The organism is Mesorhizobium sp. L48C026A00, from assembly GCF_000502375.1.
Classification (GTDB): Bacteria; Pseudomonadota; Alphaproteobacteria; order Rhizobiales; family Rhizobiaceae; genus Mesorhizobium; species Mesorhizobium muleiense.
The window spans coordinates 13,194-38,791 of record NZ_AYWU01000003.1; the positions used below are offsets into that span (position 1 = coordinate 13,194).

General features: G+C 59.3%; 21 protein-coding genes and 1 pseudogene. 10 read left to right on the forward strand and 12 right to left on the reverse strand.

Features of this window, described 5'->3' with window-relative positions:
* Nucleotides 1–219 precede the first annotated feature (219 nt).
* The 3 genes from X738_RS49735 to X738_RS85905 form a co-directional block, all read right to left on the reverse strand.
* On the reverse strand, nt 220–825 hold the full coding sequence (locus tag X738_RS49735; RefSeq protein WP_023797550.1) for a hypothetical protein: 606 nt from the start codon (nt 823–825) through the stop codon (nt 220–222).
* Between the two features lie 2 nt (nt 826–827).
* Complete coding sequence (locus X738_RS0140685; protein WP_023797551.1) at nt 828–1,304, reverse strand: hypothetical protein; 477 nt, start codon at nt 1,302–1,304, stop codon at nt 828–830.
* 64 nt (nt 1,305–1,368) lie between these two features.
* Complete coding sequence (locus X738_RS85905) at nt 1,369–1,713, reverse strand: hypothetical protein (protein WP_198032773.1); 345 nt, start codon at nt 1,711–1,713, stop codon at nt 1,369–1,371.
* A 126-nt stretch (nt 1,714–1,839) separates the two neighbouring features.
* Here X738_RS85905 and X738_RS85910 point away from each other — a divergent pair, with 126 nt between their 5' ends.
* The 6 genes from X738_RS85910 (at nt 1,840) to X738_RS49760 (ending at nt 8,936) form a co-directional block, all read left to right on the forward strand.
* Nucleotides 1,840–2,007 carry a hypothetical protein gene (locus X738_RS85910; RefSeq protein WP_023797553.1) on the forward strand — a complete coding sequence of 56 codons (168 nt, stop codon included), beginning with the start codon at nt 1,840–1,842 and terminating at the stop codon, nt 2,005–2,007.
* A 198-nt stretch (nt 2,008–2,205) separates the two neighbouring features.
* On the forward strand, nt 2,206–2,697 hold the full coding sequence (locus X738_RS49740; protein WP_023797554.1) for a DUF4760 domain-containing protein: 492 nt from the start codon (nt 2,206–2,208) through the stop codon (nt 2,695–2,697).
* A gap of 1,418 nt (nt 2,698–4,115) precedes the next feature.
* Nucleotides 4,116–4,628 carry a (2Fe-2S)-binding protein gene (locus X738_RS49745; RefSeq protein ID WP_023797555.1) on the forward strand — a complete coding sequence of 171 codons (513 nt, stop codon included), beginning with the start codon at nt 4,116–4,118 and terminating at the stop codon, nt 4,626–4,628.
* A complete protein-coding gene (locus X738_RS49750; protein WP_023797556.1) occupies nt 4,628–7,033 on the forward strand; it encodes a xanthine dehydrogenase family protein molybdopterin-binding subunit in 2,406 nt (801 codons plus the stop codon). The genes X738_RS49745 and X738_RS49750 overlap by 1 nt, the downstream gene beginning before the upstream one ends.
* A gap of 22 nt (nt 7,034–7,055) precedes the next feature.
* The gene (locus X738_RS49755; RefSeq protein WP_198032774.1) at nt 7,056–8,045 is read left to right on the forward strand and encodes an FAD binding domain-containing protein; all 990 of its coding nucleotides are present in this window, start codon (nt 7,056–7,058) and stop codon (nt 8,043–8,045) included.
* Between the two features lie 663 nt (nt 8,046–8,708).
* A complete protein-coding gene (locus tag X738_RS49760) occupies nt 8,709–8,936 on the forward strand; it encodes a hypothetical protein (protein WP_023797558.1) in 228 nt (75 codons plus the stop codon).
* On the opposite strand, the gene X738_RS49765 is transcribed toward X738_RS49760, so the two are convergent.
* The 3 genes from X738_RS49765 to X738_RS49775 all read right to left on the reverse strand — a co-directional run bounded on the left by X738_RS49765 (nt 8,928) and on the right by X738_RS49775 (nt 14,844).
* The gene (locus tag X738_RS49765) at nt 8,928–12,143 is read right to left on the reverse strand and encodes an efflux RND transporter permease subunit (RefSeq protein ID WP_023797559.1); all 3,216 of its coding nucleotides are present in this window, start codon (nt 12,141–12,143) and stop codon (nt 8,928–8,930) included. The genes X738_RS49760 and X738_RS49765 overlap by 9 nt on opposite strands.
* On the reverse strand, nt 12,140–13,351 hold the full coding sequence (locus X738_RS49770) for an efflux RND transporter periplasmic adaptor subunit (protein WP_023797560.1): 1,212 nt from the start codon (nt 13,349–13,351) through the stop codon (nt 12,140–12,142). Before X738_RS49770 ends, X738_RS49765 begins: the two co-directional genes overlap by 4 nt.
* A gap of 815 nt (nt 13,352–14,166) precedes the next feature.
* Nucleotides 14,167–14,844 carry a class I SAM-dependent methyltransferase gene (locus tag X738_RS49775; protein WP_198032775.1) on the reverse strand — a complete coding sequence of 226 codons (678 nt, stop codon included), beginning with the start codon at nt 14,842–14,844 and terminating at the stop codon, nt 14,167–14,169.
* A gap of 546 nt (nt 14,845–15,390) precedes the next feature.
* Between X738_RS49775 and X738_RS49780 the strand changes: the two genes are divergently transcribed.
* Nucleotides 15,391–16,293 (forward strand): FkbM family methyltransferase, encoded by a 903-nt coding sequence (locus X738_RS49780; RefSeq protein ID WP_084833626.1) that lies wholly within the window; start codon nt 15,391–15,393, stop codon nt 16,291–16,293.
* Between the two features lie 160 nt (nt 16,294–16,453).
* Here the strand turns inward: X738_RS49780 and X738_RS81720 are convergent.
* Nucleotides 16,454–16,737 (reverse strand): annotated as a pseudogene (locus tag X738_RS81720) (transposase); the annotation flags it as partial.
* Nucleotides 16,738–16,965: 228 nt separating this feature from the next.
* Between X738_RS81720 and X738_RS0140710 the strand changes: the two are divergent.
* Nucleotides 16,966–17,358 carry a hypothetical protein gene (locus X738_RS0140710; protein WP_156942555.1) on the forward strand — a complete coding sequence of 131 codons (393 nt, stop codon included), beginning with the start codon at nt 16,966–16,968 and terminating at the stop codon, nt 17,356–17,358.
* Here X738_RS0140710 and wecB read toward each other — a convergent pair.
* Nucleotides 17,355–18,494, reverse strand: coding sequence for a non-hydrolyzing UDP-N-acetylglucosamine 2-epimerase (gene wecB / locus X738_RS49785; RefSeq protein ID WP_023797565.1), 1,140 nt, complete (start codon nt 18,492–18,494; stop codon nt 17,355–17,357). The genes X738_RS0140710 and wecB overlap by 4 nt on opposite strands.
* 156 nt (nt 18,495–18,650) lie before the next feature.
* Between wecB and X738_RS49790 the strand changes: the two genes are divergently transcribed.
* Complete coding sequence (locus tag X738_RS49790) at nt 18,651–19,826, forward strand: glycosyltransferase family 2 protein (RefSeq protein WP_023797566.1); 1,176 nt, start codon at nt 18,651–18,653, stop codon at nt 19,824–19,826.
* A 108-nt stretch (nt 19,827–19,934) separates the two neighbouring features.
* Here X738_RS49790 and X738_RS88300 read toward each other — a convergent pair whose 3' ends face one another.
* The 4 genes from X738_RS88300 to X738_RS0140715 all read right to left on the reverse strand — a co-directional run bounded on the left by X738_RS88300 (nt 19,935) and on the right by X738_RS0140715 (nt 23,680).
* Nucleotides 19,935–20,666, reverse strand: a complete 732-nt coding sequence (locus X738_RS88300) for an acyltransferase (protein WP_023797567.1) — start codon at nt 20,664–20,666, stop codon at nt 19,935–19,937.
* Nucleotides 20,629–21,843 (reverse strand): DegT/DnrJ/EryC1/StrS family aminotransferase, encoded by a 1,215-nt coding sequence (locus X738_RS49800; RefSeq protein WP_023797568.1) that lies wholly within the window; start codon nt 21,841–21,843, stop codon nt 20,629–20,631. The genes X738_RS88300 and X738_RS49800 overlap by 38 nt, the downstream gene beginning before the upstream one ends.
* 83 nt (nt 21,844–21,926) lie before the next feature.
* Entirely contained in the window at nt 21,927–22,544 is a 618-nt protein-coding gene (locus tag X738_RS49805) for a sugar transferase (protein ID WP_236390440.1), read from the reverse strand.
* Between the two features lie 35 nt (nt 22,545–22,579).
* Nucleotides 22,580–23,680: a Gfo/Idh/MocA family protein gene (locus X738_RS0140715; protein ID WP_084833628.1), complete on the reverse strand. Its 1,101-nt coding sequence runs from the start codon at nt 23,678–23,680 to the stop codon at nt 22,580–22,582.
* 613 nt (nt 23,681–24,293) lie between these two features.
* Here X738_RS0140715 and X738_RS49810 point away from each other — a divergent pair.
* The gene (locus tag X738_RS49810) at nt 24,294–25,595 is read left to right on the forward strand and encodes a polysaccharide biosynthesis/export family protein (protein ID WP_023797571.1); all 1,302 of its coding nucleotides are present in this window, start codon (nt 24,294–24,296) and stop codon (nt 25,593–25,595) included.
* Nucleotides 25,596–25,598 lie beyond the last annotated feature (3 nt).

Genomic DNA, 25,598 nt, shown 5'->3' on the forward strand with positions numbered 1-25,598 from the left:
AACGGCAAGACCCCAAAGACCCCACGGCTCGCGTCGCTGAGGCTTTGGCCCGCCTGGCATACAGAAGCGCCGCCTCGAGGGAAAAGAAGGAACGCGACGATTGCGCAAAATCCAAGGGTTCATCCTCACTTATGTCGCGAAGAAAGCCGGAGCCGGAACGCTCGGGCTCGAGTGGCACTCGGAGTTTCGCTCATTCCAAGGTGGGAAAGCCGCCGGTTCCTAAAGCTGGCAATCCACCTGTTGTTTGTCGCGTGCCTTGAGCGTTCCTTTCCAAAGGCAGTCTGGATGGGGTGCCCTTGTCACACGTACAGCGATTTCGCCGATGTCCACGCGATACACGCCTTTCTCTCGGGCCTGGACGCGCTCCCCATTGATTTCGACCGTGTAGTCAACAGGTGGAGCAGGGTCGACGTGCACGGTCACCAGCGGGAACTCGACGAGTTGTGCAAAAAGCAGGTCCGGTTCCAAGGCCTTCGCCACCGCATCGGCCTGCGCCTGGCCGGAAAGAGCGAATATCTGTCGGTTCTCGCCGGATCCCACGACGACTTTGTCGGGCAAGACCGCAACATATCCGGCACCGCTTATTACCTTTGCGATGTTGGCGGTCGCGTCGGGGGGCATTTGCAAGGTAAAGGCCCTTGCAATAAACAAATCGGAGAATGCTTTCAAAGCCGCAACCCGAGCGGCGGGCGTGACTATCTCACCTCTTTCATCCGCCCATTTTGAGACGATCGTATCCCAATTCGCTTCCTGCGCCCGTGCATCAAACACGGTTGCGAACGCCATTGCCGCAAACGCAGCGGCTATTGCGAACCCTCTGGACATCTCTATGCCTCCCTGACGCGTTGAACTGCGACCGAAGCCACGAGCACCGCCAGCAGACCAATTCCAATCATGAAAAAATTGAAGCTCCACCCATAGCGATACTGAAGGAACGGCACGTCAATTTTCTCCCAGCATGAGTTGAACCAGAGATTTGCGATTCCCGCTTTCCACCAAACCCCATACAGGATCGCCTGTGCCAGGCTGATCATAGATCCTGCGAGAACGGCAACAATCCATGGCGTCGGCCGCAGAGTGCCCTGGAGTCCGAGCAGAAGTCCTGCTCCTAAACCAATCAACGCCGTTGCCAGCGTCAGCCCGAGTTGGCTAATGCTATCGAGAAATTCGACAGTTTTCTGATACGGCTCGCTGAGCGCTGCAGTGTCGCACACGCCGATGTGCGTCTCTGGCATCCAAAAATACGCTCTTGCTGAAGCAATCCCAACCAGAGCAATGCCGAGCCCAGCCCACTTGCCGCCCATGCTCCCCTCCCACAAGAAGCCATGCCGATCTCAAGACAGTATCGGCGCCGGCTAGCGCAAGTAATTATCCCTTTTTGTTGCTTGCGTCGAATCTGTCGTCGACGGTTTCGTAGAGATCATCGTCGAGCACGCAGACGATGATCCGACGGAGAAACTGTTCGGGGGTAATGCCAACCTTTTTGGCCTGTTTCGTCAACTTTGTTCGCGGACCGACGGGGAGCGGGACGGGGAGGATCGAAAAACTTTGCCATTCACCTCCGGAAGCAGCAGCAGCCCCCATCGCCGCCACTGACCGCGGATCGTGTGGGTTGCTGTTCCCGTCGCGCAGGATCCGCTCGATTTCTCCTGAGGTGCGAACGCTGCGGTGCCAATTGAGTGGTGTTGGTGCCGGGCGAAGGGGTCGGAGCAAGCGGCACACCCGTGAAGGTGGGGCTGGCGAGCAGCGCGAAAGCCCCGGTGCCGCTGCACTGGCTCCAAGCGATGGCCGTCGTGCCAAGCGTCCCGCCGGCTCCAAGCACCGGAGGCGGCGACACAGATGCCGTTCTGGGCCGGCGTGCTCTGGTTCTTGACCAGCACACGGTGGCCGGCGATGACGCTGACGCCGTCGATGGTCTGCGCACCCGAAAGGGTGATGTTGGCGGTGGTCGCGGCGCGCACGCTCGGCTTGACGTCCAGACCGGCCGCAACTTCCATCCGGAACTGAGGCCATCGCGATGTTCAAAGCCGCCGAGCGTTCGGTGTCGCTGGGCCCCATCCTGGCGAGACGAAAGGCTACGGGGATGCTGGTTAGCGAGGCGGCGAGCCGCGCTGCTTTCCCGCCATCTGTTACGCCCTGAAGAAGTTGAGCGAGCGCTGGGTGGGATATAACTTTAGATTAGAGGGCCTACAAAAGGAGAAGCAGATGCGACTAACTTTTGATCAGAAGTTGAATTGCGTTTCGATCGCTGCCGCAGTGGTTACCGCCTTAGCGGCTATCGCGATTCCGTTCGTCTTGTTCCTCGATGCGAAGAGCAACCGAACGCTGGACGTAATGAACAACCTGGACTTTCGTGTTGCCGAGATAATCGACAAAAAACGCGAACTCGATGAAGCCAAGAAGATAGACGACACTGATCGGTTTTCACCCGAATACATTGATGCTGTGGGGAACGAAGCCGTGCAGTCGCAAGTCTTTCGTCTTCTCAATTTGTATGAAGGCATCTGCATTGGCGGCGAGGAGGGCCTCTTTTCGCTGGATATCATCGAGGAGATGCGTGGTGACGCGCTCCGCGAGACTTGGAAAGACTATGACGAATATATCGTGGCGCACCGCAAGAAGCCAGGCGAGGAACATCTCCAAGCGTGGGTGGGGTGCAACGACATTGTCAGCCGACCGACCCCAAAGGGCGCGTAGCCACAAACAATCGATCAACCCCAAAAACGGAGAAGCACATGCAAGCAAGCAAAACCGCTGAATCGGGCGGGACTGAATCGGGAAGTAGGCGGCGGCAAATGACCGACGCTTACCCCCTCCAATGGCCTGCGGCCAGCCACGGACGCCGCAACACTCGCTGCGATGGTCACCGTTCAAAACCGCGCAGGCCAACGCCCAACGGGCCCTGCTGAATGAGATCCGCATGCTCGGCGGCCCGCTATGTCGTCCTGAGTACGAACGTCAAGCTGCGGAACGATGGGATGCCCTACGTAAGCCAGCGAGAACCGGACGATACCGGCGTCGCGGTGTATTTCGAACTGAAGGGACGGCCGCAATGCTTCGCGTGCTACCGATGGCTGAAAGTCTGGGAAAACATCTGGGCGATCTGCAAGACCATTGAAGCGTTGCGCGGAATCGAACGGTGGGGTTCCGGCGATTGGTCGAGCGCGCCTTTGCCGGGTTTGTTGCCCTGCCACCGCCGATCAGCAACCTCTCCGTCCGTGGCGGAAGGTCCTGGGCGAGCATCTAAGCAATCAGGATGACGCTGAGCATGCCTATGAGAAGATAGTGACAACGCTTAGGGACCTATCGCGGTCGTTTGGACAATTGGATGCCGAAAGCGGCCAGTCCGCTCCCGGTCCCAATGCGGTCGCGCTCATAGCGCTATGGTCAAAATGCGTTGATTGACCTTCTTTGTGGATAGAACTGAGGCACCGCTCGCATGGAGACTAGTCGTCTTCTTGGTCCTTTGGTTCGCCAGACCATACGAGATCATACGAAGGAAACGGCTTGGCTAACCATCCGCTAACGTATTGATTTCGTGTAGAAAACGCTGACCCTCCGGGCCCACCATTAATTAAGCATATGATTTTATTGCATTTTCCAGCTCGATTTGGCGCCGCGATTTGGACTCGAACCCCGAGAACTGACCCCCGGACGACCAATCTGCTCACTCACCCCCAGGTTACCAGGCGATTCGCTATTCCGGCTTCTCGATGGCGGGTTTGGTGAGTTCGGATTCAAGCCGATACTTCTTCTCGCAGCAGGCTCGGTAGCAGCACGGGCCGCCGCATCTTAGATCATCTCCAGATCAAGCCAATACGTTAAGCCTCGACGGCATGCCCAGCGTCGCGATCGCCTCGACGGTCACTTCGTTGTGATGGCGTCTGGCACGAACCGATCGGTCCCCTAGCTTGGTGCTGATCCGATCACCCTAGTTTTGGTAACCGCTGTAACAAATCCGGAGGTACAGCATGGCAGAATTGAGCCGCAGTCAAGTTCCGGGATCCACGAAATCGGGCATCTCTCGTCGGACGTTCCTGAAGCACGGTGGCACCTCGGCCGTAGGGGCGGCGTTGCTGGAAGCAGGGGCAGCGCAGGCAGCCGTTGATGGTTCTATGCAGGACGATGCCAACGAAGTTCTTGGCCCTGGTCTGATCCCGATCGATCTCACGATAAATGGACGACGGGTCCCGGTGCAGGCGGAACCCGCCACCACGCTGGTCGACGTCCTCCGCAATCACCTCGGCCTGACCGGCACCAAAATCGGCTGCGATCGCGGAGCCTGTTCTGCCTGCACGGTCTGGCTCGACGGTCAGCCTGCCAGCAGTTGCATGACGCTGGCGCTCGACGCCCGGGGCAGGAACATCACCACGATCGAGGGGCTGGCCGAGGGCGGCAAGCTTCATCCGGTGCAGCAGGCGTTCGTCGAGCATGACGCCCTTCAATGCGGATTCTGCACGCCCGGAATGGTAATGAGTTGCGCAGCACTCATAGATCGTAAACCGGACGCCGGCATCGACGAGGTGAAGGCCGCGATAAGCGGTCACCTGTGCCGCTGCGGCACCTATCCGAACATCTTTGCGGCAGTGCTCGCCGTCGCCGGCGAGAATCGGAGGAGGGGCACCTGATGGCTACCGAAAATCAGGCACGGGCCGACCGGCCTTCGTTACGGTCCCAGTCCTTGCTCTACGGTATCGTCGGGCAGGAGATGAGGCAGGTGACTCGGCAGGTGCCGGACGATGAGCCGCCGCAGTTGCCAGTGAACGCCGAACTGCGCTCCATCGGCAAGTCGATCCCGCGGCTCGATGCCGTGCAGAAGGTGACGGGCGCGGCGAAATACACATTCGACGTGCAACTGCCGGGAATGCTCTACGCACGGCAGATCGTCTGCCCATGGCCGCATGCCAGGGTGATCTCGATCGACACCTCAGCGGCGGAGCGTCACCCCGGCGTCCGTGCTGTACATGTGCTCGAGACACTGCTGCAATCCGCCAGGCTTCGCGATCCGGAGGCCGAGGCTCGTAACAAATACCCGACGGTCCGCTTCGCCGGCCAGACCGTTGCCGCGGTCGCCGCCGAGACGCAGCGGATCGCCGACCAGGCGGCGAAGCTCGTCAAGGTCGAATACGAGCGCTTGCCGCATGTCACTGACCTCGATGCGGCAATGGACGATGAGGCACCGATCGTCTTTCCAGGACCGGTCGAGCAGCCATCGACAGCCGGCGGCGGCGGCGCACCGGAAGGCTTGCCGCAGAAGGGCAATGTGCGCGGTCCCAACTTCGGCATGCCGGGTATGACGCCCACGGGCGATATCGACCAGGGCCTGGCGGAGGCGGACGTGATCGTCGAGGCCGAATATCGCACGCAGGTTCAGACTCATGTGCCGATGGAAACACATGGCATCGTCGCGGATTGGCAGGATGACGGGCTGACCATTTATGCCTCCACGCAGCACACGCACAGCGTGCGCGATGAGGCCGCCGAATATTTCGATCTGCCCAAGAGCAAGATCCGGGTAATCAGCGACTTCACCGGCGGCGGGTTCGGCGCCAAATATGGGATCAACAATTTCGGCCTCCTCGCCATTCATTTGTCACAAAAGGCCGGCGCGCCCGTGCGCATGATGCTGGACCGCCGTGAAGAGCATGTTTCGGCGGGCAATCGCCCCAACAGCTTGCAGCGCGTACGGATCGGCGCCAAACAAGATGGCACCCTTACCGCCATCGACGTCATAAGCTGGGGCACCGGCGGCATCGCTGGGGGCGCCGGCATAGGCTTCTGCTACAATGCGCTATATCCGTGCCCGAACATGCGCACCGAGCAGTATGACGTGTTCACGAATGCCGGCCCGTGCGCGGCTTTCCGCGCACCCGGACAGGTGCAGGGCATCTTCTCGCTCGAGCAGGCGATGGACGAACTCGCGGATCGGCTGCAACTTGACCCGCTGATCCTGCGCGATCGCATCGACACAAAGCCCACCGACGACATGCTTGCACGGGCACATGAACGCAAGGTCGCGGCCGAGCGGTTCGGCTGGAGCCGCCGGCGTCCGCCGAACGCCGACGCCGGGCCGATCAAGCGGGGGATTGGCATGGCGCAGGCGCAGTGGGTGTATGTCGTCAGCCCTCCGACGACGGTGGAGGTGCGGGTCGCCGATGACGGGTCGGTCTCCGTCTACAACAGCACGCAGGATGTCGGCACCGGCACGCGGACTGTGCTTGCCCAGGTGGTTGCAGAGGAGTTCGGCCTCAACGCCGAGGACATCGGCGTCTTTATCGGCGACACGCGGTTCCCGTGGGGACCGCCGTCCGGCGGAAGCCGGGTGACTGCGTCGGTGACCGCGCCTGCCCGCAATGCGGCCTATGCGGCGGCACGCGACCTGGCCGCGCGCCTCGCGCCGCTTTTCGACGACGCCGATCCCGATGACATCTTTTTCGCCGACGGCAAGGTGGGCGTCCGCGGCAAGGAGGGAGCAAGGCCGCTCAAGGATGCAGCCAAGGAAGCCAAATTCGGCGAAATCTCGAAACTCGCCAAGCGGCACGACGACTATGAGGGATTTGCGGTGCCGGGAGAGCTCTCCATCAGCCGGCATGGGCTGGGCGGTGTCCAATTCGCCGAGGTGGCGGTCGATGTCGAGACCGGCGTGGTCAAGGTCGAGCGCATCGTCGCTGCCAGCGATTGCGGCAGGCCGATCAACCCCAAACTGGTCGAGAGCCAGGTGATCGGTGGCATCATCCAGGGTGTCAGCTACGCGATCTACGAGGACCGCATCATGGACGCGGCGAGCGGCCATCAACTCAACGCCAATGTCGATCAATATAAGATGGTCGGATCACGCGAAACTCCGGCGATCGAGGTGCTGCTCATGGAGCAGATCGGGGCGCAGTCGTCGACCGACGCGCGAGGAATCGCCGAGGCAAGCAATGTGGCGACCAGCGCCGCGATCGCCAATGCATTCTACAACGCCACCGGAAAGCGGATCCGCACTTTGCCGATGAACCCGGCAAATGTGCTGGCGACGCTCAGCGCCTGAGATCGGCCAGAAGGAGTCCATCATGGCCATGAACAGCTTCGAATGGGTGGATGCCACGACGGTCGAGCAGGCAGCAGGTCTGCTTGCCGAAAGCACCGAGCAACGCCCCGTCATCGCGAAGGCGGGCGGGATCGACCTTCTGGACTTGATGAAGGAAGGGATTCTAGCGCCGATGCGACTCGTAAATCTGAAGACCATCCGCGGTCTCGACGAAGTCGACACGGAAAACGGGCTGTCGCTCGGCGCGCTTGTGACGCTGGACCGCATCGACAACGATCCACAGATCCGCGCGCGCTACTTGGCGCTGTCGGATGCTGCCGGACATGCGGCGACGCCGCAGGTCCGCAACGCCGCAACGATCGGGGGCAATCTGCTGCAGCGGCCGCGCTGCTGGTATTTTCGGCACGATCATTTCCATGGCGAAGGTGCAGATGAGATGGGGAGCAGGGGCGCTGACGAGAACCAGCATCACGCGATCTTCGACAACGACAAAAACGCGATGGTCCAAGCCTCGACGCCGGCGACGGCACTGGTCGCCTATGATGCAAGCGCCGAACTTGCCGGCGGCGCCAACGGCTCACGCGTCGTAAAGCTCTCGGATTTCTTCTTGCCACCCGAAATGCAGGGCGCTCACGATGCCAGAATCGAGACTGGCGAGGTTATGACGCGCGTAATCGTTCCGCCGTTGAATGCCGGGGCGAAGGCCGCCTACCGCAAGCAGACCGAGCGCGACAGCTACGACTGGCCGATCTGCGATGTGGCGGTGGTGCTGACGATAGAGGGCCAGACAGTGCAAAATGCTTCGATCGTCATGGGATGGGTCGCACCAACGCCTCGCCGCGCCGTCGAAAGCGAACGTCTCCTCATCGGCAACAGGCTTACCGACGACTTGGCGCGACAGGCGGCCCGAGCCGCGGTGGCCGGCGCTACGCCGCTGGCGAAGAACGGCTACAAGGTGCCAGTGCTGGAGACGGTCGTTCGCCGCACGATCCTGGCCGCTGCCGCCGGCTAGCGTCCTGGGGCCGTCCAAAATGGGTTCGGCAACTTCGCAGCCACACGCGGCGCCGGCAGTCTGCCGACGGTTGCGCTCCAAGGGCGCACCCGGGACAGGTTACGGGAGCGGCGTCGACTTCAACGCAGGCTACAGTTCGACCGCAACATTCTGGTGTACCGCCACGGCCGGCGTCGTCGGGCCTGATGACTCCTACGTCCATCCGCACGTATGCATAAGCGATCGGATATGCTTCCTGAGTCCTTCAGAGCAGGATCAAGCTTCATGACATTGGTGGAGAAGGCGACAACCAACTGTTGTGGGTTTGATTAACTCTGGGGTAGCAAGTCGTCTCTCTGTGAGCGCCGTGACGACGGTTGGCACGCGGCTTACGGCAACCGGCCATTGAGCGTGCATGGTGCCACCAGGAGTGAATAGCTCGACGTTGCCATCAATCGCGGAGCAATACGGAACGATGCGAGAGGGTTTTTCGAAACTTGCCCACGAAAAAACCAATAAAATCAATAATTCTTAGACATCGTCCGGGCCCACCATTGTCGCTCAATATCAATAATTTATGGCCGACGTCTATCTAAAGTGGGCCACTTGAGCTCCGCTATACCCGCCGTATTCAGATTGAATGTTGTCGCCTGACCACGATCCAAGGGCAGGAGAAGCGATCTTGTGCCTGTTTCTATCCTCTATTTTATTTTTGCTCCTGTTCGTCGGTCGGCCGACGACCCCAGCGGCGATCGGCTCGATGCGCTTTTCTGCGCGATCCAGACGGCCTGGGCGTGGACGATGCGAAGCGAGCGATACGGCGCGCCGGAACATCTCGATCCGCTCGAGGGATGGATCGCCGATCCATCCCTCCGCGAGATCCAGGAACCCGCCGGTCCGGCTTCAGCCTGAACCCGGCGCCTCATCGGCTCGGCGTCTACTCGGCTGCGCGCTCTCGGAAGCCAGGGTCGGGCCGGCTTCAGGCCGCCTGCGCCGGAATGTCCTGCGCAGAGCAACGTAGAAGACCGGCGTCAGGAAGAGGCCGAACAACGTCACGCCCAGCATGCCGGAGAACACGGCCGTGCCGAGCGATTGGCGCATTTCCGCGCCAGGCCCGCTGGCGATCACTAGTGGCACCACGCCCAGGATGAAGGCGAACGCCGTCATCAGGATCGGCCGCAGCCGCAGCCGGCAGGCCTCGACGGCCGCCTCGACGGCGTCAAGGCCGCGCTCCTCACCTTGGCGCGCGAATTCGACGATCAGGATCGCGTTCTTCGCCGCCAGGCCGATGAGCACGATCAGCCCGATCTGCACTAGGATGTTGTTGTCGAGACCGCGGAAGGCGACGCCCAAGAGGGCGGCCAGTACGCTGAGCGGGACGATAAGCACGATGGCGAAGGGCGTAATCCAGCTTTCGTATAGCGCGGCGAGCACCAGAAAGACGAACAGAACCGACAGGCCGAAGATGAAGACCGCCGTGTTGCCGGTCTGCCGCTCCTGGAAGGCGAGTTCAGTCCATTCGAAGGAAGTGCCCTGCGGCAGCGATTCGGCTGCGACCCCCTCCATCAGGTCGAGCGCCGTGCCCGTGGCGACACCAGGCGCTGCATTGCCCTGAAGCGGCACGGAGACATACATGTTGTAGCGCTGCACGAGCGAGGGACCGGTGACGTCGCGGATCTCGATCAGTGTGCCGAGCGGCACCAGGTCGCCGGCCGCTGAGCGCACCTTCAGCTTCAATATGTCGTCGCGATCGATGCGGAAAGCCTGGTCGGCTTGCGCCCGCACCTGGTAGACACGACCGAAGGCATTGAAATCGTTGACGTAGGCGGTGCCTAGATTGATCGACAGCGTCTCGAAGATGTTGGGGATCGGCACGTTCAGCATGCGCGCCTTGTCGCGGTCGATCGCCAGGAAGAATTGCGGGCTGGAGGCCGAGAAGGTGGTGAAGACGCCCATCAACCCGGGCGTCTGGTTGGCCTTGCCGGCGATTTCGTTGGCCAGCGCCAGAATCGGCCGCATGTCGGCGCTGTTGCGCTCCTGGAGCATCATCTTGAAGCCGCCGGAGTTGCCGATGCCCCGCACTGGCGGCGGCGGCAGCGCGATGATGAAGGCCTCCTGGATGCTTTGCAGGCTGCCAAACAGCGTGCCGATGATCTTGTCGGAAGTATCGCCGCTCTCGAGCCGTTCCTCGAAGCTCTTGAATGGCGCGAAGATCACACCGGAATTGCTGGCGTTGGTGAATGTCGCGCCGTTGAATCCTGCGAAGGCGACGGCGTTGGCGACACCCGGCGTCTCGCGGATGATATCCGACGCCTTCTGGATGATTGCGTCCGTTCGGGCGAGCGAAGAGCCCTCCGGCAATTGCACGACGACGATCGCATAACCCTGGTCCATGTTCGGGATGAAGCCGCGCGGCACCGTCTGCAGCATGTGATAGGTCGCGTAGAGCAGGCCTGCAAAGACGAGCAGCATGGCGGCAAGCGCCAGAGTCGTGCCGACCAGTCTGTGCACCAGCCACGCATAGCCGTCCGCCATCCTGTCGAACCCGTTGTTGAACCCGTTCGCCAGAGCGCGGCCGAACCTTGCCAGGAAGAAGTTCGAATGTTCCTCGCTGTGCGGCTTGAAAAGCACGCCAGCGAGAGCCGGCGAAAGCGTCAGCGAGTTGAATGCGGAGATCGCGGTGGAGACCGCGATGGTGATGGCGAACTGCAGGTAGAACTGGCCGGAAATCCCGGGAATGAAAGCCGCCGGAACGAAGACGGAGATCAGCACCAGCGAGATCGCGAGGACCGCGTTTCCCACTTCATCCATGGTCTTGTGCGCAGCGGCGCGCGGAGCGAGCCCCAGCCGGATGTTCCGCTCGATATTTTCCACAACCACGATGGCGTCGTCGACAACGATGCCGACCGCCAGCACCAGCCCGAACAGAGTGAGCATGTTGAGCGAGAAGCCGAAGGCGAGCAGCACGGCAAGCGTGCCGATCAGCGAGACCGGTATCGCCACGATCGGCACGATCGCCATGCGCCATGACTGCAGGAACACCATGATGACGATCACCACCAGCAGGATCGCCTCGGCGATGGTGACATAGACCTCGTTGATAGATTCGGCGATGAACTCGGTCGGATTGTAGATGATCTCGTAGGCCAGCCCCTCCGGGAAATCCTCCGAAAGCTTCGCGATGGTCTCCTGGATTTCTTCCGCCGAGGCCAAGGCATTGGTGCCCGGCCGCTGGAAGATGCCGAGCGCCACCGCCGCCTTGTTGTTGAGATAGGAATTGGTGACGTAGTCCCTGGCGCCGAGCTCTATGCGCGCCACGTCCTGCAGGGAGATCAAGCGGCCGTCCTCGGCCGACTTGACTATGACGTAGCGGAAGTCGCGCGCGTCTTCAAAGCGCCCTTGCGTGGTGACCGTATACTGGAAGGCCGAGCCGTCGCCAATCGGCGGCGCGCCGATCGAGCCGCCCGACACCTGGACGTTCTGGTCGCGCAGCGCCTCGACTACGTCGCCTGCGGTCATGCCGTAGGCGGACAGCTTTTCCGGGTCGAGCCAGACGCGCAGCGAATATTCGCGCTCGCCGAAGATCTGCACGTCGCCGACGCCGTCCAGTCTCAGCAGGACGTCGCGCACGCGCGAACGCGCATAATTCGAGACGTAAAGCTGATCATATGTGTCGTCGGGCGACAGCATATGGACGACCATCATCAGGTCGGGCGAACTTTTCGCCGTGGTGATGCCGAGCCGGCGCACCTCTTCCGGCAGGCGCGCTTCGGCGATCGAGACGCGGTTCTGGACCAGCACCTGCGCCGCATCGAGATCGGTGCCGGGGCGGAAGGTGATGGTGAGCGACATCGAGCCGTCGCCGGAGGAATAGGACGACATGTAGAGCATGTGCTCGACGCCGTTGATTTCCTGTTCGATCGGCGTCGCCACGGTCGCGGCGACCGTCTCGGCGTCGGCGCCCGGATAGGAGGCGCGCACCACGATGGTCGGTGGCGCGATTTCGGGATATTGCGCGACCGGAAGCTGCGTATAAGCGATGCCGCCGACGAGCACGAGCACGATCGACAGCACCGCCGCGAAGATGGGGCGGTTGACGAAGAAATGGGCGAAGTTCATTGCGTCTGCCCTTCGGCTTCAACCTTGGGCGGCAATTTGGTCATCTCGGGCTTGACGGTGACGCCCGGCCGCACTCGCACCAGCCCGTTGATTACCACTGTCTCTTCGCCGGTGAGGCCCTCGCGGATAACGCGATAGCCGTCGATGCGCGGGCCGGTGCGGACCGGCTTGGCCGAGATCAGGCCTGCCTGGTCGACAACGAAGACGATGCGGCGGTTCTGGTCGGCGCCGATCGCCTCGTCAGGCAGAAGCACGCCCGGATGCGGCAACGAGCCGGGCACGTTGATGCGGCCGAACATGCCCGGCTGCAGAACGCCGTCCTTGTTGTCGAAGCGCGCCCTGGCCCTCATCGTGCCGGTAGCTTGGTCCAGACGGTTCTCGGCGAAGTCGAGCTTGCCCTTGAACGTCGCTTCATCACGGTCGGCGACACGGACGACAACATCGACGCCGCCGGCGCCTTCCTGCATGACGCCGCCGCGCTCGCGGGCGTCGCGCGCATAAGAGAAGTAGGTCCGCTCATCGATGTCGAAATAGAAGTTTATCGGGTCGATCGAGACGATGGTGGTCAGCACGGTCTGGTCGGCCTGCACCAGATTGCCCGGCGAGATGAGCCGGCGGTCGACCCGGCCGGAAAACGGCGCCTTGATCTCGGTGAATTCGAGATCGAGACTTGCGTTTTCAAGTGCCGCCTCCGCGCCGTCCAGTTGCGCTTGGGCGGCGAGATATTCGCGGCGGCGGTCGTCCAGTGTCGAAACCGGTATGTTGCCTTCGCGCGACAGGGTCTCGGCGCGCTCGAACTGCATCTTGCTGAATTCGACCAGGGTCTTGGCCGAGTCGACCTGCGCCTGCGCCTGGTTCAGCGCCGCCTTGAACGGCCGCTGGTCGATGGTGAACAGGAGGTCGCCCTGCTTTACCAGCGTACCGTCCTGGAAATGGACCTGGTCGAGATAGCCGCCGACGCGGGAGCGCAGCGAAACCTGGTCGACAGCTTCGAAACGGCCGACGAACTCATCGTCCTCGACGATATCGCGCACCAGCGGCTTGGCTACCGTGACGACGGGCGCGGGAGGCGCTTCCTGCGCCTGTGCGGCCGGGGCCGCGAGCAAGCCGATCGCCGCGAAGGCCGCGGCGGCGAGCCATTTTGCAGGGACGTTTCTGCTGGAGGGGGCGACCAGAGAATCGTGGCGGAGGCGTGCAGTGTGAACCATGGTTACCCCTCGTAATCGGTCCTTCATGCGAAGTCCGTAACATCTAGGCAGCGGGTGTGCCGCACAAATCAATTTTTTGTACTGACCACCACAACCGACAGCTTGCTATTGAACAAACATCGAACATCGTCAATCTTGACAAGGAAGCGGCTAACCGGGGAGCGCGAACGCACATCTCGCGTTTATCCGCTGCGTAGGCATCGCCATGCGCTCGAGCCAAAGCGGATCTGACAAGCCATTGCGCATCCCGACGTGCGGCGGTTGTGTCGGGAGGAACAGGGCCGCTCCCGCGTTGAGGTCCGACCTGCTTCTCATTCTGCGGTTATAGGCGGCGATATAGGCTTCGATGAAATCGGCAGATTGGACATTTGCTACACTCCGAAAACGCTATTGCACCATTGCACCACCCGCATAGCACTGGGACGTGACAACCGCACGTCCGCACGTCTCTCCTGCAGTTTGGAAAAAAAGATCGTCGGTAGAGCGGCGCATGTATGGCGCGAACGAGGGTGCGGTCGAACCGGTCAAGCACCTTATCGGAAGCGTGCTGCTGTGGTGTGACAATCGTGAAGGATGCACTCTGCAATTAGAGAAGTGACGCTACCGCGACCCCCCATGTGCGACTGAAATACCGGCAGGATTTCCTCGCTCACGCGTCAATCTGAGCGAGGCGTTGATCGTTATAGTGTGACAGAACATTGAAAAACATTGGAGCAGATTTGAACACTCGGCAGTCCCACTGATTTCCAAGTACTTGCTTTTTCATGGTTCCCAAACCTCCTCCGGGCCCACCATCGGCTTTTGCGGCCGTTGATTTACTTGGATTTTTTGCCCATTTTTGTCCCACCTCTTTCAACCCCCTCGGAGCCATCGCTCCGATAGCGACACCACAAGGCTCGGGGACCGTCATTGTTCATGGTCAAAGGAGGTCGTTCAAACATGTAGCGGTATGGGCCCCAATGCTCCTCGGAGTCTAAACGAGGGCAGACGCGCCTAAATTCCGGTGTCCAGCCCCGGAAGAGATGGCGCTCTAGATAGTCTTCGGTCAGCGTCCAGGGCTCGGTCGGCGTTGCAGGCTCATCAAGGTTCAAGCTGCCGATGAAATGCCCGCCCGGTTTAAGTACACGTCGAATTTCACCGCATGCCTGTTCCAAATCGTCGACATGGTCTAAGCTGTTCATGCTGAAGACGACATCGGCAGAGGAACTACGAAGTGGCAACTCCTCGGCACGTGCTGCGATATAGAGCATATTGTGACTAGAAATATTAAATAGTTCGTATCTCGACGCCAGCGGATCAATCCCGATCGCATGCTTTGCTATTCCGTCCAGCCAAGTAAGCGAGCCTTTAGGACCGCACCCGATGTCGATGCACGACTTTTCCCGGAAAAACTCCGCATCGGCAAGTCCCCCCATTGCCAGCATGAATGCACGGTAATAATCGGTTTCCGGCTCTATTCCGTGCGTAGAAAACCAGCCCTGCCAGAAGGCCAACTCGCTTCCACTCTTGACGCTAAGCCCCGAGCGAGCCCAGATCAGCCGATTGAGCGCAGAACGTGCTCTCCGCCGGACCGAAGTAGGGAGAAGCGCGCGTATCAAAGGCTTTGCATGCAATGCCATTTGGGCGCTCTCTGATTGAAATATGCCCGACCGCATAATGATTTTGACACGCAGTTGAGCTTATGTCGAGCCTGAGCCGATGCGTGTGGTTTGGGGCGAACTCGCTGCGCAATAGGTTTCGCCTACAGCCCATACTGGCTGCCCGGCTTCCGCGAACGCATCGCCAAACCTGTCGGGAGCTATGGCGGAAGCTGGGTGAAGACGGTTTGAGGAAGGCGGCGTATCCAGGCGGGTGACAAAGCCTGCCAGAACCTCCCGAAGGGGCGATACGCTATGAAGACCGATAGCACCGTTCTTACTTTCAATATCCAGACGACTTCGACGATCCCTTCGAGGAGCGCCGGCCCATTGCGGCATCTAGTTTGACAACGAACGGCTAAGCAGGTCTGATGCGGCAATGCGTCCTCTGGAGGGCGACCAATGGCGGCACGTGCACTTATCCGAGCGGTGCGACCGGTCAAAGCTGCGGTTTGTCACGCAATTCGAACCTACCGGTTGGTTGGGTTCACAAGCCCGAAATGGGTTAAGACCAGCGATGGTTTTTGGATGATGCTGGACCCGAACCAGTTCGTTGATCGCGAGATTGTTGCGACGGGCGGCATGTGGGAACCAGCATTGCGCAGCATCATCAAGGCGGCCGTGAAGCCGGGCGAAGTCTGCATTGATGTTGGCGCTCATAAGGGATATGTGACCTGCCTCCTCGCGCAGGCGGTAGGGGCGACCGGAAGGGTGCTTGCTTTCGAACCAGATCCGAGGGCATTCGAAGCTTTGGCGGTCAATCGCGACAGGAATGGTTTCGAGCAAATCGAGGTTTTCCCTGTCGCCCTCGGTGACAAGACGGGACACATCGATCTCTCGCTAACTCAAATGCTCGGAAACACCAGTAGTTTCCCGAATTATCTCGCTGCGGCAGAGGTCATAGGGATAATCAAGGTCGAGTCCAAAACGTTAGATTCAATATTGAATGAAAACCTATCGTACGGAAAGCGAATAACTTTTATAAAGATTGATGCAGAGGGCGCGGAGCCGCTTATATTCGATGGAATGCAGGATGTACTAACACAACATTCTCCGTTGATTGCAATGGAGATCAACTTCGAATCGCTCAAGGCAGGCGGTTTTGATCTTGGTGCTATAAAGCGTCAGCTCATCAACGCGGGTTACTCGAATCATTTCGAGCTTGTCTACAAGGAAGTCGTCCCGGGCGTCGGCTTCACAAGGCTTAGGCCTATTGACATTACGCAAGAACGCGGTTTGCTGATTGAGACCTTGTTGACACGTGATGACAATTCCCGACTTCGCATCGAGTCTTTCTTCGGTTAATACAAAATACGGACATGAAAGAAACTTCAGACAGGCCGCTTCGGGGCGGCTTTTTCTGCGCGCGCCTCATTGCGCCGACCGGCGCCCTCACGGTGATGTCTTGTGCTAGAGCCAGTCCAGATAGCTCCGGCATAGGGCTGTTGGCTGAACGACAGCCGGTTCAGGCCGCTCGGGCGAGCTTGGTGAGGTTTTGGGCGGTGCAATCAGCGCCCATTCGGCTTTCACTTTCTCGATGCCGCGCAGCAGGAACTGCCTGAACCCTCTTGCCTGCTTGACCTGTCCGAACACCGGCTCGACGACTTGCTTTCTGAGCCTGTATCGGGTTCGTCGTCCCGCTCGCTTCAGCTTGTCCCGCATCGCCTGGACGAGCGGTCCGCTAATTTTGGGTCTGCCTTCGGCAGGGTGCTTGGCGCGTCCGGTAGCGAGGTAAGCGCCGGATCGCCTCGTTCACAACGCTCACCGCCTTCAACTCACCGGAGAAAGCATGCGAAAACACAATGCTCGCGCCCATGCTCTTGACGCAGCCGCAAACACCTGAATCAATGAACAGGTCGGGCGAAGCGGCCGCTCATGAAATCCGGTTGCAAAGCCGAAGCGGCACGGCTGCGAACTGCCGAGCGCCTCGTGAAGCCCATTGCTGTCTTCCGCATCCTGGCTTGGCGGATGTTTTGTATGACCATGATCAACCGCTCACAGCCGCACGCTAAACCGGATCTCGCAATAACCGACGTTGAAATGAAGCTCCTCGATCATCTTCTTCCCGACAAGGATCCGACCACCTCCCATGCCGGAACCTTATCGAGCTATCTGGTCAAGATCGCGCGATTGGGTGGCTATCTCGCGCGTGCCAGCGACCCGCCGCCGGGCAACACCGTCATGTGGCGCGGCCTTACGCGCCTCACGGACACCAAGCTCGGCGCAACCATCAGAGCCGAACTTATAGGTAAGGTCCACCGGACGCTTACGATCAAAAACACCGCTTACGCTGCAGGGTCGATCACTGAGCTGAAGTGTGCTCGGTATCGTCCTGCTAACCCGGATGTGCACCGGCACCTGTCAGGTTAACGCCGATCGAGGAACTCGACACACCTGGTTAGGATGCGATCTGCAGCCTTTCCGTCGCCGAAAGGGCTGCGAACCCACGGCTTCGGTCTGCACCGCTCCGCATCTTCCAGATAGGAACTTACAGCCTGAACGATCCGTGACGTGTCCGTTCCAACCAATTCCGCTGCTCCGGATGCAATAGCTTCAGGCCGTTCTGTGGTATCCCTCATCACGAGCACAGGCTTACCCAGACTGGGAGCCTCCTCCTGGATTCCTCCCGAATCTGTCAGAACCAAAGCCGACGCTTTCAAAAGCCGAACAAAGGGAAGATACGCAAGCGGCTCGATAAGGTGAATGTTCGGACGCTCTCCCCTTTCGCCAAGGATCTCCGTAACGGGCGCCCTTACGTTCGGATTCAAATGAACGGGGTAGACGAAGTGACAGTTCGGGAAACGGGCGGAGAGAGAAAGAATCGCTTGGCAAATTCGCCGAAAGGGTGGGCCAAAGTTTTCCCGGCGGTGGCCGGTGATCAGTACGACGGGTGTCCTTCCATCGAGCAAGTCTTCTGGAATTCCGGGAACCGGTGGAATCACTTGTTTAACCATTTCAGACGCGAACAGAAGCGCATCTACAACGGTATTTCCAGTTAACAATATCGACTCTTCTGGTATTCCCTCGTTCAACAGATTCAGTGCAGCGCCCTCGGTCGGTGCAAAGTGGAGGGACGCCAGCCGACTTATCATGACTCTGTTTGCTTCTTCTGGCCATGGAGCCTGAATATTGCCTGTTCTTAGGCCGGCTTCTACATGAACGACCGGGATCGCGTGGTAGAATGCAGCGAGGGAGGCACAAAAAGCTGTCGTGGTGTCGCCCTGTACAATGACGAGGTCAGGACGCTTTGCGAGAAGAAAATCGTCTATAGCCTCCAGCAGTCGGCTGCTAAGCTGAGATAGCGTCTGATTGCTCCGCATTATGTTCATTTGTACCGCTGGGTTGATGCAGAAGCTTTGCAAAACTTGACTAACCATTTCACGATGCTGGCCCGTGCTGCATGTAATAGTCTCGATTGAAGGATGTTTTTCGAATGCCAGAATGACGGGCGCAAGCTTGATCGCCTCAGGTCGAGTGCCGAAAATAACTGCTGCTTTCCACATCATACAGCTTCTCCAACTATCATAGGAATTTTGCGCTAGCGCGCACTCGGGTGGAAGCCTACACTAGCCGTTGGGCATGGGTTCTTTTCCGTCGGAATTGCGGGGCGACGCTGGATTGTGCCATCGGCATTGCGACGGCGTCTGCATCGGAGGGTGATCGTGGTCGGACAATTGGCCGTGTCCTTCGTAATCTTCGTCAATACCGTTCTCTTGATTCCTGCTTCGGTGTTGCTGTTGCAGACATTTGCGTGTTTCTTCCTGCGGCCACGAAAGATGCACCTCGCGGATGACCGTCCGCCCGTCGTTGTCCTTGTGCCCGCTCACGACGAGGCTGCCGTGATTGGGGAAATGCTTTCGTGCACCCGGGAACAGCTGACTATTGCCGACCGGCTGGTCGTGGTGGCTGACAACTGCAGCGATGAAACCGAAGCGGTCGCAAAGGCCGCAGGAGTTGAGGTCGTGGTCCGGCGTGACGAAAGCCATATAGGGAAGGGGTATGCTCTTGAGGCCGGCGTCCGACACATCGCCCGGACCGGTCCGCGCGACGTCATCGTTTTCCTTGACGCCGACTGCATTTTGGATCCCGGAGCGCTGTCCTGCATGGCGCGCGCCTGTGTTGGAAGATCGAGTGCAATTCAAGCCTGCTATGTCATGAATAATCCACCAGACAGTGACAGCAGTGCGCGTGTCGCGGAATTCGCCTGGCGAATCCGGACACTCGTCAGACCCTCCGGACTCGCCAATCTTGGTTTCCCCTGTCACCTGATGGGCTCGGGTATGGCGCTCCCGTGGAGCGTCACTCGTATGGCCGATCTTGGTACGCCACATCTCGCAGAGGACGTGTTGCTCGGCATTCAGCTGGCCCGTAGCGGAGTCCCGGCATGGTTTTGCGCCGACGCCCGAATAACCAGCAAGTTTCCCGGGAGGCAGAAAGGACGCAACTCGCAGCGACGGAGATGGATTCATGGCTTCTTTGCCTTGTTGAAAGGCGCCGTTCCAGGCCTGATGGGCGACGCGCTTAGGCATCGTTCCTTGCAGATGTCTGCGCTGGCTGTGGATTTAATGGTGCCACCTCTTTCAGTCTTGCTTGCACTGCAAACGCTCGGACTTTTTTTTGCAATTGCCGCGGCTTCAATTATCGCGCTCAGCGTCAGCTTGATTGGCATGCTCTTTCTGGCTGTCGCCATAGCAATCTGCTGGTATTTCGTGGCAAGAGATCTCGTCGGTTGGCGCGAGGTCATGGCGCTACCGAGGCATAGCGGCACCGTAGGTTTGATCGTCTTCAACTATCTCCTCGGAAATGTGTCAGCGTGGACACGCTCTGAACGAGACTAAACGGTGTCGTGCTACGTTCCAACGAGGACGACGAGCAGGCCGATCATGCGCTCGTGCCGTGTGTCGCCCGCCGAAATGCAGCGGCAAAGACCAACTCATCCCCTTCGGTCAGTAGCCATCCTTCAAAACGACTCGTGCGGGCACGCCCATGACGACCGCACGTTCAGGAACATCTCTTGTAACTACGGCGCCTGCGCCAACGATCGCATACGCTCCGATCCTCGTTCCGGGCAATAGATTCGCTCCCACGCCAATTGCAGCCCCGCGTTCGATGTATGGACCTCGGCTGCGCGCCTCGTCATATCCTTTCCGCCCGATTGCGTTGTCATTCGAGGTCCCTACTCCGCCCGAGATAAATACCCCATCTTCGACCGTCATGTTGCCCGCAAGCCACGTGTGGTCCTGGATTTTCACCCCATTACCAACAAGTGTGTTGTAGTTTATGGTGACGTAACGTCCTATGATTGTGTCGGAACCTATCCGAGTCTGCTCTCGAACAGACGCACCATCTCCCAGCAGCGTCGACTGGCCGATTTCGACATCGTAGAATATCACAGCGTGCGGCCCGATCGAGCAGCCACTGCCGATTTTGACTTGGGGGACGAAATGCGGAATTCGGGTGAGGGCTCCTGGACCTTTGGGAACTTTTCCGATGTAGGCCCCGGGAAAAATCTCGACAGCATCTCCTATTATCACCCCGGGTTCGAGAACGACGTGGGGGTGAATAACGACGTCGTTTCCGATCACTACTCCGCCCCTCACGACCGCAAACTCGGCGATCGTCACATTGGAGCCGACCAGATCAGTTTGGACGACCGCCCACTCGCTTGTCCTGCTCATCAACTGTCCTCCCAGGAGTGCCCGTCCAACTGTCGAGAACAGCCGTCTGCGCGGGATCGTCCCCATGGCCCGGGGCGACGCCTGTTGCCAGCCTCAAAGCCGCGGCGACGCTGGCGACCTGTCCGCGAGTGAGTTCGGGAAACATAGGAAGCGAGAGAATCCGACCGGCGGCGCGCTCAGCCCGTGGCAAATCGCCTTCGTGATATTGCAAGTACGCCAATGCAGGCTGGAGGTGGAGGGGCAGAGGATAGTGGACGCCGGTCGCGATGTTCATGGCCTCGAAATGCGTGCAGCAGCGGTCGCGAGTATCGGTTTGTACGACGTATAGGTGGTAAACGTGCGTTCGGCCACGCATCAACTCGGGGAGAGCGACGTTTGCATCTGACAATTCCGAGGCATACCACTGAGCAGCCAATTGCCGGCGCCCATTCCAGCGGTCGAGATAGCCAAGCTTGATCGTTAGCACTGCGGCTTGCAGCGTATCCAAACGACTGTTCGATCCGATCTCCGCGTGGACGTACTTGCTTACTCGGCCATGGTCGCGTAGCCGCTGGATTCGCTTTGCCAAAGTTTCGTTGCTGGTCGTTATCGCGCCGCCGTCCCCATAGGCGCCGAGATTTTTGGCGGGGTAGAAGGAGAAGCAGGCAAGGTGACCGATTGACCCAACCCGGCGACCGTTATATTCCGCGCCGTGCGCCTGGGCGGCGTCCTCGATCACGTGAAGATTGTATCTGCGCGCGATGTCCATGATGGGGCCCATGTCGGCTGCCTGGCCGTAGAGGTGGACAGGAATTATCGCCTTTGTCATGGGTGTCAGGGCTCGCTCGATCAACTCCGGATCGATCGTGTAACTTGCCGGGTCTATGTCGACGAATACGGGCGTTGCTCCCACCGCCACGATCGCACTCGCTGTTGCCATGAAGGTGTTCGGAGCCGTTATGACTTCGTCGCCCTGGCCAATGCCAAGTGACTGCAGCGCGATGCGGAGGGCGTCAGTTCCGCTGGACACCCCCACTGAGTAGCGTGTGCCGCAATAGGATGCGAAAGCAGCCTCGAAGGCCTCGACTTGTTCGCCACCAACAAAGCACGCGCATCTCATAACGTCAGCCACGGCCTCATCGACCTCTTGCTTGATAGACTCATATTGCGCGGTGAGATCTACAAGCGGGATTGCCATCACTTTCTCCCAAGTTCTCGAATCCACGCCATGGATCGGCCGTTCTACCTCAGTCGCAGCCGCTCGCGCCGGAGTCTCCTGCTTCAACGTGCCCCCAGTGCGCGCAGCATCGCTGGGATAGTGAGTACAATGAGCTTGAGATCGGTCCAGAGCGTCCACGTTCGCACATACTCGACATCCAGCCGGAGCATTTCCATTGGACCAACGCGGCCACGTCCTCGGACCTGCCACAAGCCCGTGATGCCGGGCTTGACCGAGTGGCGCTCGTGGTGCCATTCCTGAAAATAGTCGATTTCGTAGGGGATGGCCGGGCGCGGCCCGACAATACTCATTTCGCCTCTGAGCACATTGATCAACTGCGGCAACTCGTCGAGGCTCGTGCGCCTTAGCCAACGGCCAACCGAGGTGACACGAGCATCGTTCGTCAGCTTAAACTCAGCCTTAGGGTCGTCTGATATTCGCTCCCCAGCCCACAGGCGCTGTATGGCACGCCGATGTGTTTGGTCACTGCTGCCCTGCACCATAGTGCGAAACTTGAGGCAGACGAATATCTTGCCATTCCTCCCGACGCGCTGTTGCTTGAAAATCGCCGGCCCCGGACTGTCAATCCGAATGGCGAGGGCAAGCACGAGAAACACTGGTGCGAGCACTATAAAAGCGATCCCTACCAGGACTACGTCAAGGACGCGCTTTCCGATCACGCCGCGTGCCAGAGCGGGGCGTTCTACCGGCCGAGTCATTGGATCTTGTTGAAGACGTTCGGGTTGTGGGCTGCCGCAACTTTCCGAATCGGCGGCAGGACTGTCCTGGGCGGCGTCTTAGCGGCGTTTCGAATGATTGTCTGATGGTGGATTCGCTTGGAGGCCGCTTCGAGTGCCTGAACAACGCGTAGCCCTGAGCGCCCATCCGCGCGCGGCTGCTTGCCGGTACTCATGGCGGTGACGAAGTCCAAAAACTCGAGCTTCAATGGCTCAGCAACTGCAATCGAGGGGATATGGACGTCTCCATGATGATACGCCGAAACGAAGTCCGCGTAGGAATCGCCATTCGTGGTGGTCGGCTTGAAACATTTGTCATAAACACGCACTTTTTCGGCAGGTAGAACATCGTCAAAAACCAGCATGCCCTCACTGCCGACCACCGTGACTTGCCGCACCTTCACAGGGTCAAGCCAGGACACATGCAGATGTGCCTTAACTCCACCGCTGAATTTAACCATTGCATACGCAACGTCTTCAACGTCGGGAAATACATGAGCGCAGCCCCAAGCGTCGATTTTCTCCACCCTATTGCCCAGTAGCGAAAAAATTATGGAGAAGTCATGCGGCGCCAAGTCCCAGAGGACGTTGGTGTCTGATTGGTACAACCCTAAATTAAGACGGCGGGAGCTTATATAATGAAGATTGCCGAGACCTCCCCTCTTGATCACATCTTCCATAAAACGCACTGCCGGATGATATTCAAAGGTATGTCCAACCATCAGAATAAGCGATTTCCTTTCAGAAATCGCAATTAAGGTGCGGCATTCCGCGCTCGTCATAGCCATGGGTTTTTCGATCAGAACGCTCTTGCCGGCCTCCAGCGCCGCCTTCGCCAATTCGAAGTGGGTCGAAATAGGCGTTGCGATAACCACTCCAGCAACATCACTTGCGAGGATCGAGTCGAAACTCCGCGACACAGCCACGCGATTGTACTCTGATCGAATATAATTCAGACGATCCTGACGAACGTCTACCGCCCATACCAGTCGTACCGATGGAATTCCCAAGGCGATGCGAACGTGCTTCGAACCCCAGTATCCACACCCGATGACAGCAATTGGGATACGGCTGGTCACAGCTTGTCCCCCGTTTACTCGGCGTTAAACATCATCCAATTCCATTTTTCGGACACGCGCAATAAACCATACGGTCTATTCATTTCAGGTCTACTCGCCCCGATGTCGGGCTCACCTGGCCCGGGGCACCCCATGGACGACCGCGCCAGAGGCTGGTCCGGGACATCAGGCCCTTGCAGCGCAGGACAGGCTAACAGCCTGCAGCGGCATGCTCATCACATGATTGCCTTCTCTCCAGGACCGCCGACGCCAGGGGGCCAGATGGGGAAGAAAGACGATCGGACCGCTGCCCCGACCGCGCCTGCCGGCAATCCGCACGGCCATCCCCGCACTCGTTGACGCGCCCGTGCGGAAGATGTCCCTTCCGACAGCGCCCCATTTGCTCCACCCACACCTAAACCTGCCAAAGTAGTGCTTCTGTAATGGGCCCTTACTCGTCAAGTCCCTTCGAGAGATGGCGCGGATCGGCGTAAGCAACAAAATCCCCACGTTATTTCAACGGCTTGCACCACATCCGCCAACCCCCATGAATTTTTTGGGCTAGGCCGCATTCGATGTAATTTGCACAGTGAGCCGGATTGGTTCAGGATTGCCACATGGTGAGGTTGCATCCATGGCTATCCAAGATGTTCGTCGTTTTTTATTTGGCGTGCTGCTTTGTGCTGCTGTACCGATTTCATTCCAAGCCGCCGCAGCCGACTACAAGCTAGGCCCGCAAGATAAGGTTCGCATCAAGGTTTATGAATGGCCCGCTCTGTCCGACGACCTTGCGGTAGGAGACGACGGAACTCTAGCGCTGCCGCTGGTCGGGACACTGAAGGCGGATGGCATCAGCGCCGCCGATCTCGCAAAGGAAATCTCGAGCCGGCTCCAGAAAAAGGAGAACCTGCGTGAACCGCCCTATGTCTCAATCGACATACTACAGTACCGCCCGTTCTACGTTTTAGGGGATGTGCAGCACCCAGGGGAGTATGCCTACCGACCCGGGACGAGAATCCTGACGGCCCTTAGTATCGCTGGCGGACCTTATCGCGTGTCGGATTTTCAGGCGCTAAGAGCGGAACGGGACGCCATTCTCAGCAGAGGCAGCCTGAACATTTATGAGGGCAAACGTCGAGCGCTCCTGCTTCGACTCGCGCGACTTGAGAGCGAGACGCGCGAACTAGCCATAATCGAGGTGAATCTCGAGGAACCGGGCGAACTTGCAGGCGTGACCTCGGCAGAACTCGCGCGAGAGACCTCGATCCTCACCGCCAGGAAGACCGCATTCGATAACCAGAAAGCCAGCCTGCACGCACAGGTTGAAACATATGCGCAGGAGATCGGAGGGCTCGAAGCCCGGATTGAAAGCTTGCAGAAGCAGCAGAAGTCAGTGCAACGGGAATTAGAGGCTGGCCGAATTCTGGAAGAGAAAGGGCTCGCACTGATGCCTCGCCAAGCAACTCTCGAGCGATTGAGCGCGCAAATAGAAGGTGACCAAAGGGACGTAGAGGTTCTAATCACGCGCGCGCGGCAGTCCATTATCCAGACTGAGTTGGCTCTGGCCAAGGCTACCGACGATCGAAAAAAAGATATCGCGACCGAGATCCAGCAGGTTCTCGCCGAACTCGTGGAAGTGCAAAGCGAGATAGCGACGCATGAGGAACTGATCCGGGAGGCGGAGCTCTCCGGGGCGGCGGTTCGTGGCGTCGTTGCCGACCAGCGGAGTATGCGATTCCGGTATCAGATTGTTCGGGAGGATTCGACGGGCGTGCACAAGTTCCAAGTCGACGATGACGCGCGGGTCGAACCCGGCGATGTCATCAGTGTCGAGCGAGTTGCTCCTGAATCCGGTTCTGCTGGTGGATCGCGCTTGGGCGGCAGTGGATCGGGCATGGCGCATTGGAGAGCGCCGCCGGTCGTTCCAAGTAGGTGAAAC

Bases quoted from the DNA above. Each gene is read 5' to 3' on its own strand.
- X738_RS49735 (WP_023797550.1), bottom strand. From the start codon at position 825: ATGTCCAGAGGGTTCGCAATAGCCGCTGCGTTTGCGGCAATGGCGTTC.
- X738_RS0140685 (WP_023797551.1), bottom strand. From the start codon at position 1,304: ATGGGCGGCAAGTGGGCTGGGCTCGGCATTGCTCTGGTTGGGATTGCT.
- X738_RS85910 (WP_023797553.1), top strand. From the start codon at position 1,840: ATGCCGTTCTGGGCCGGCGTGCTCTGGTTCTTGACCAGCACACGGTGG.
- X738_RS49740 (WP_023797554.1), top strand. From the start codon at position 2,206: ATGCGACTAACTTTTGATCAGAAGTTGAATTGCGTTTCGATCGCTGCC.
- X738_RS49745 (WP_023797555.1), top strand. From the start codon at position 4,116: ATGCAGGACGATGCCAACGAAGTTCTTGGCCCTGGTCTGATCCCGATC.
- X738_RS49750 (WP_023797556.1), top strand. From the start codon at position 4,628: ATGGCTACCGAAAATCAGGCACGGGCCGACCGGCCTTCGTTACGGTCC.
- X738_RS49755 (WP_198032774.1), top strand. From the start codon at position 7,056: ATGGCCATGAACAGCTTCGAATGGGTGGATGCCACGACGGTCGAGCAG.
- X738_RS49765 (WP_023797559.1), bottom strand. From the start codon at position 12,143: ATGAACTTCGCCCATTTCTTCGTCAACCGCCCCATCTTCGCGGCGGTG.
- X738_RS49770 (WP_023797560.1), bottom strand. From the start codon at position 13,351: ATGGTTCACACTGCACGCCTCCGCCACGATTCTCTGGTCGCCCCCTCC.
- X738_RS49780 (WP_084833626.1), top strand. From the start codon at position 15,391: ATGGCGGCACGTGCACTTATCCGAGCGGTGCGACCGGTCAAAGCTGCG.
- X738_RS0140710 (WP_156942555.1), top strand. From the start codon at position 16,966: ATGACCATGATCAACCGCTCACAGCCGCACGCTAAACCGGATCTCGCA.
- wecB (WP_023797565.1), bottom strand. From the start codon at position 18,494: ATGATGTGGAAAGCAGCAGTTATTTTCGGCACTCGACCTGAGGCGATC.
- X738_RS88300 (WP_023797567.1), bottom strand. From the start codon at position 20,666: ATGAGCAGGACAAGCGAGTGGGCGGTCGTCCAAACTGATCTGGTCGGC.
- X738_RS49800 (WP_023797568.1), bottom strand. From the start codon at position 21,843: ATGGCAATCCCGCTTGTAGATCTCACCGCGCAATATGAGTCTATCAAG.
- X738_RS49810 (WP_023797571.1), top strand. From the start codon at position 24,294: ATGGCTATCCAAGATGTTCGTCGTTTTTTATTTGGCGTGCTGCTTTGT.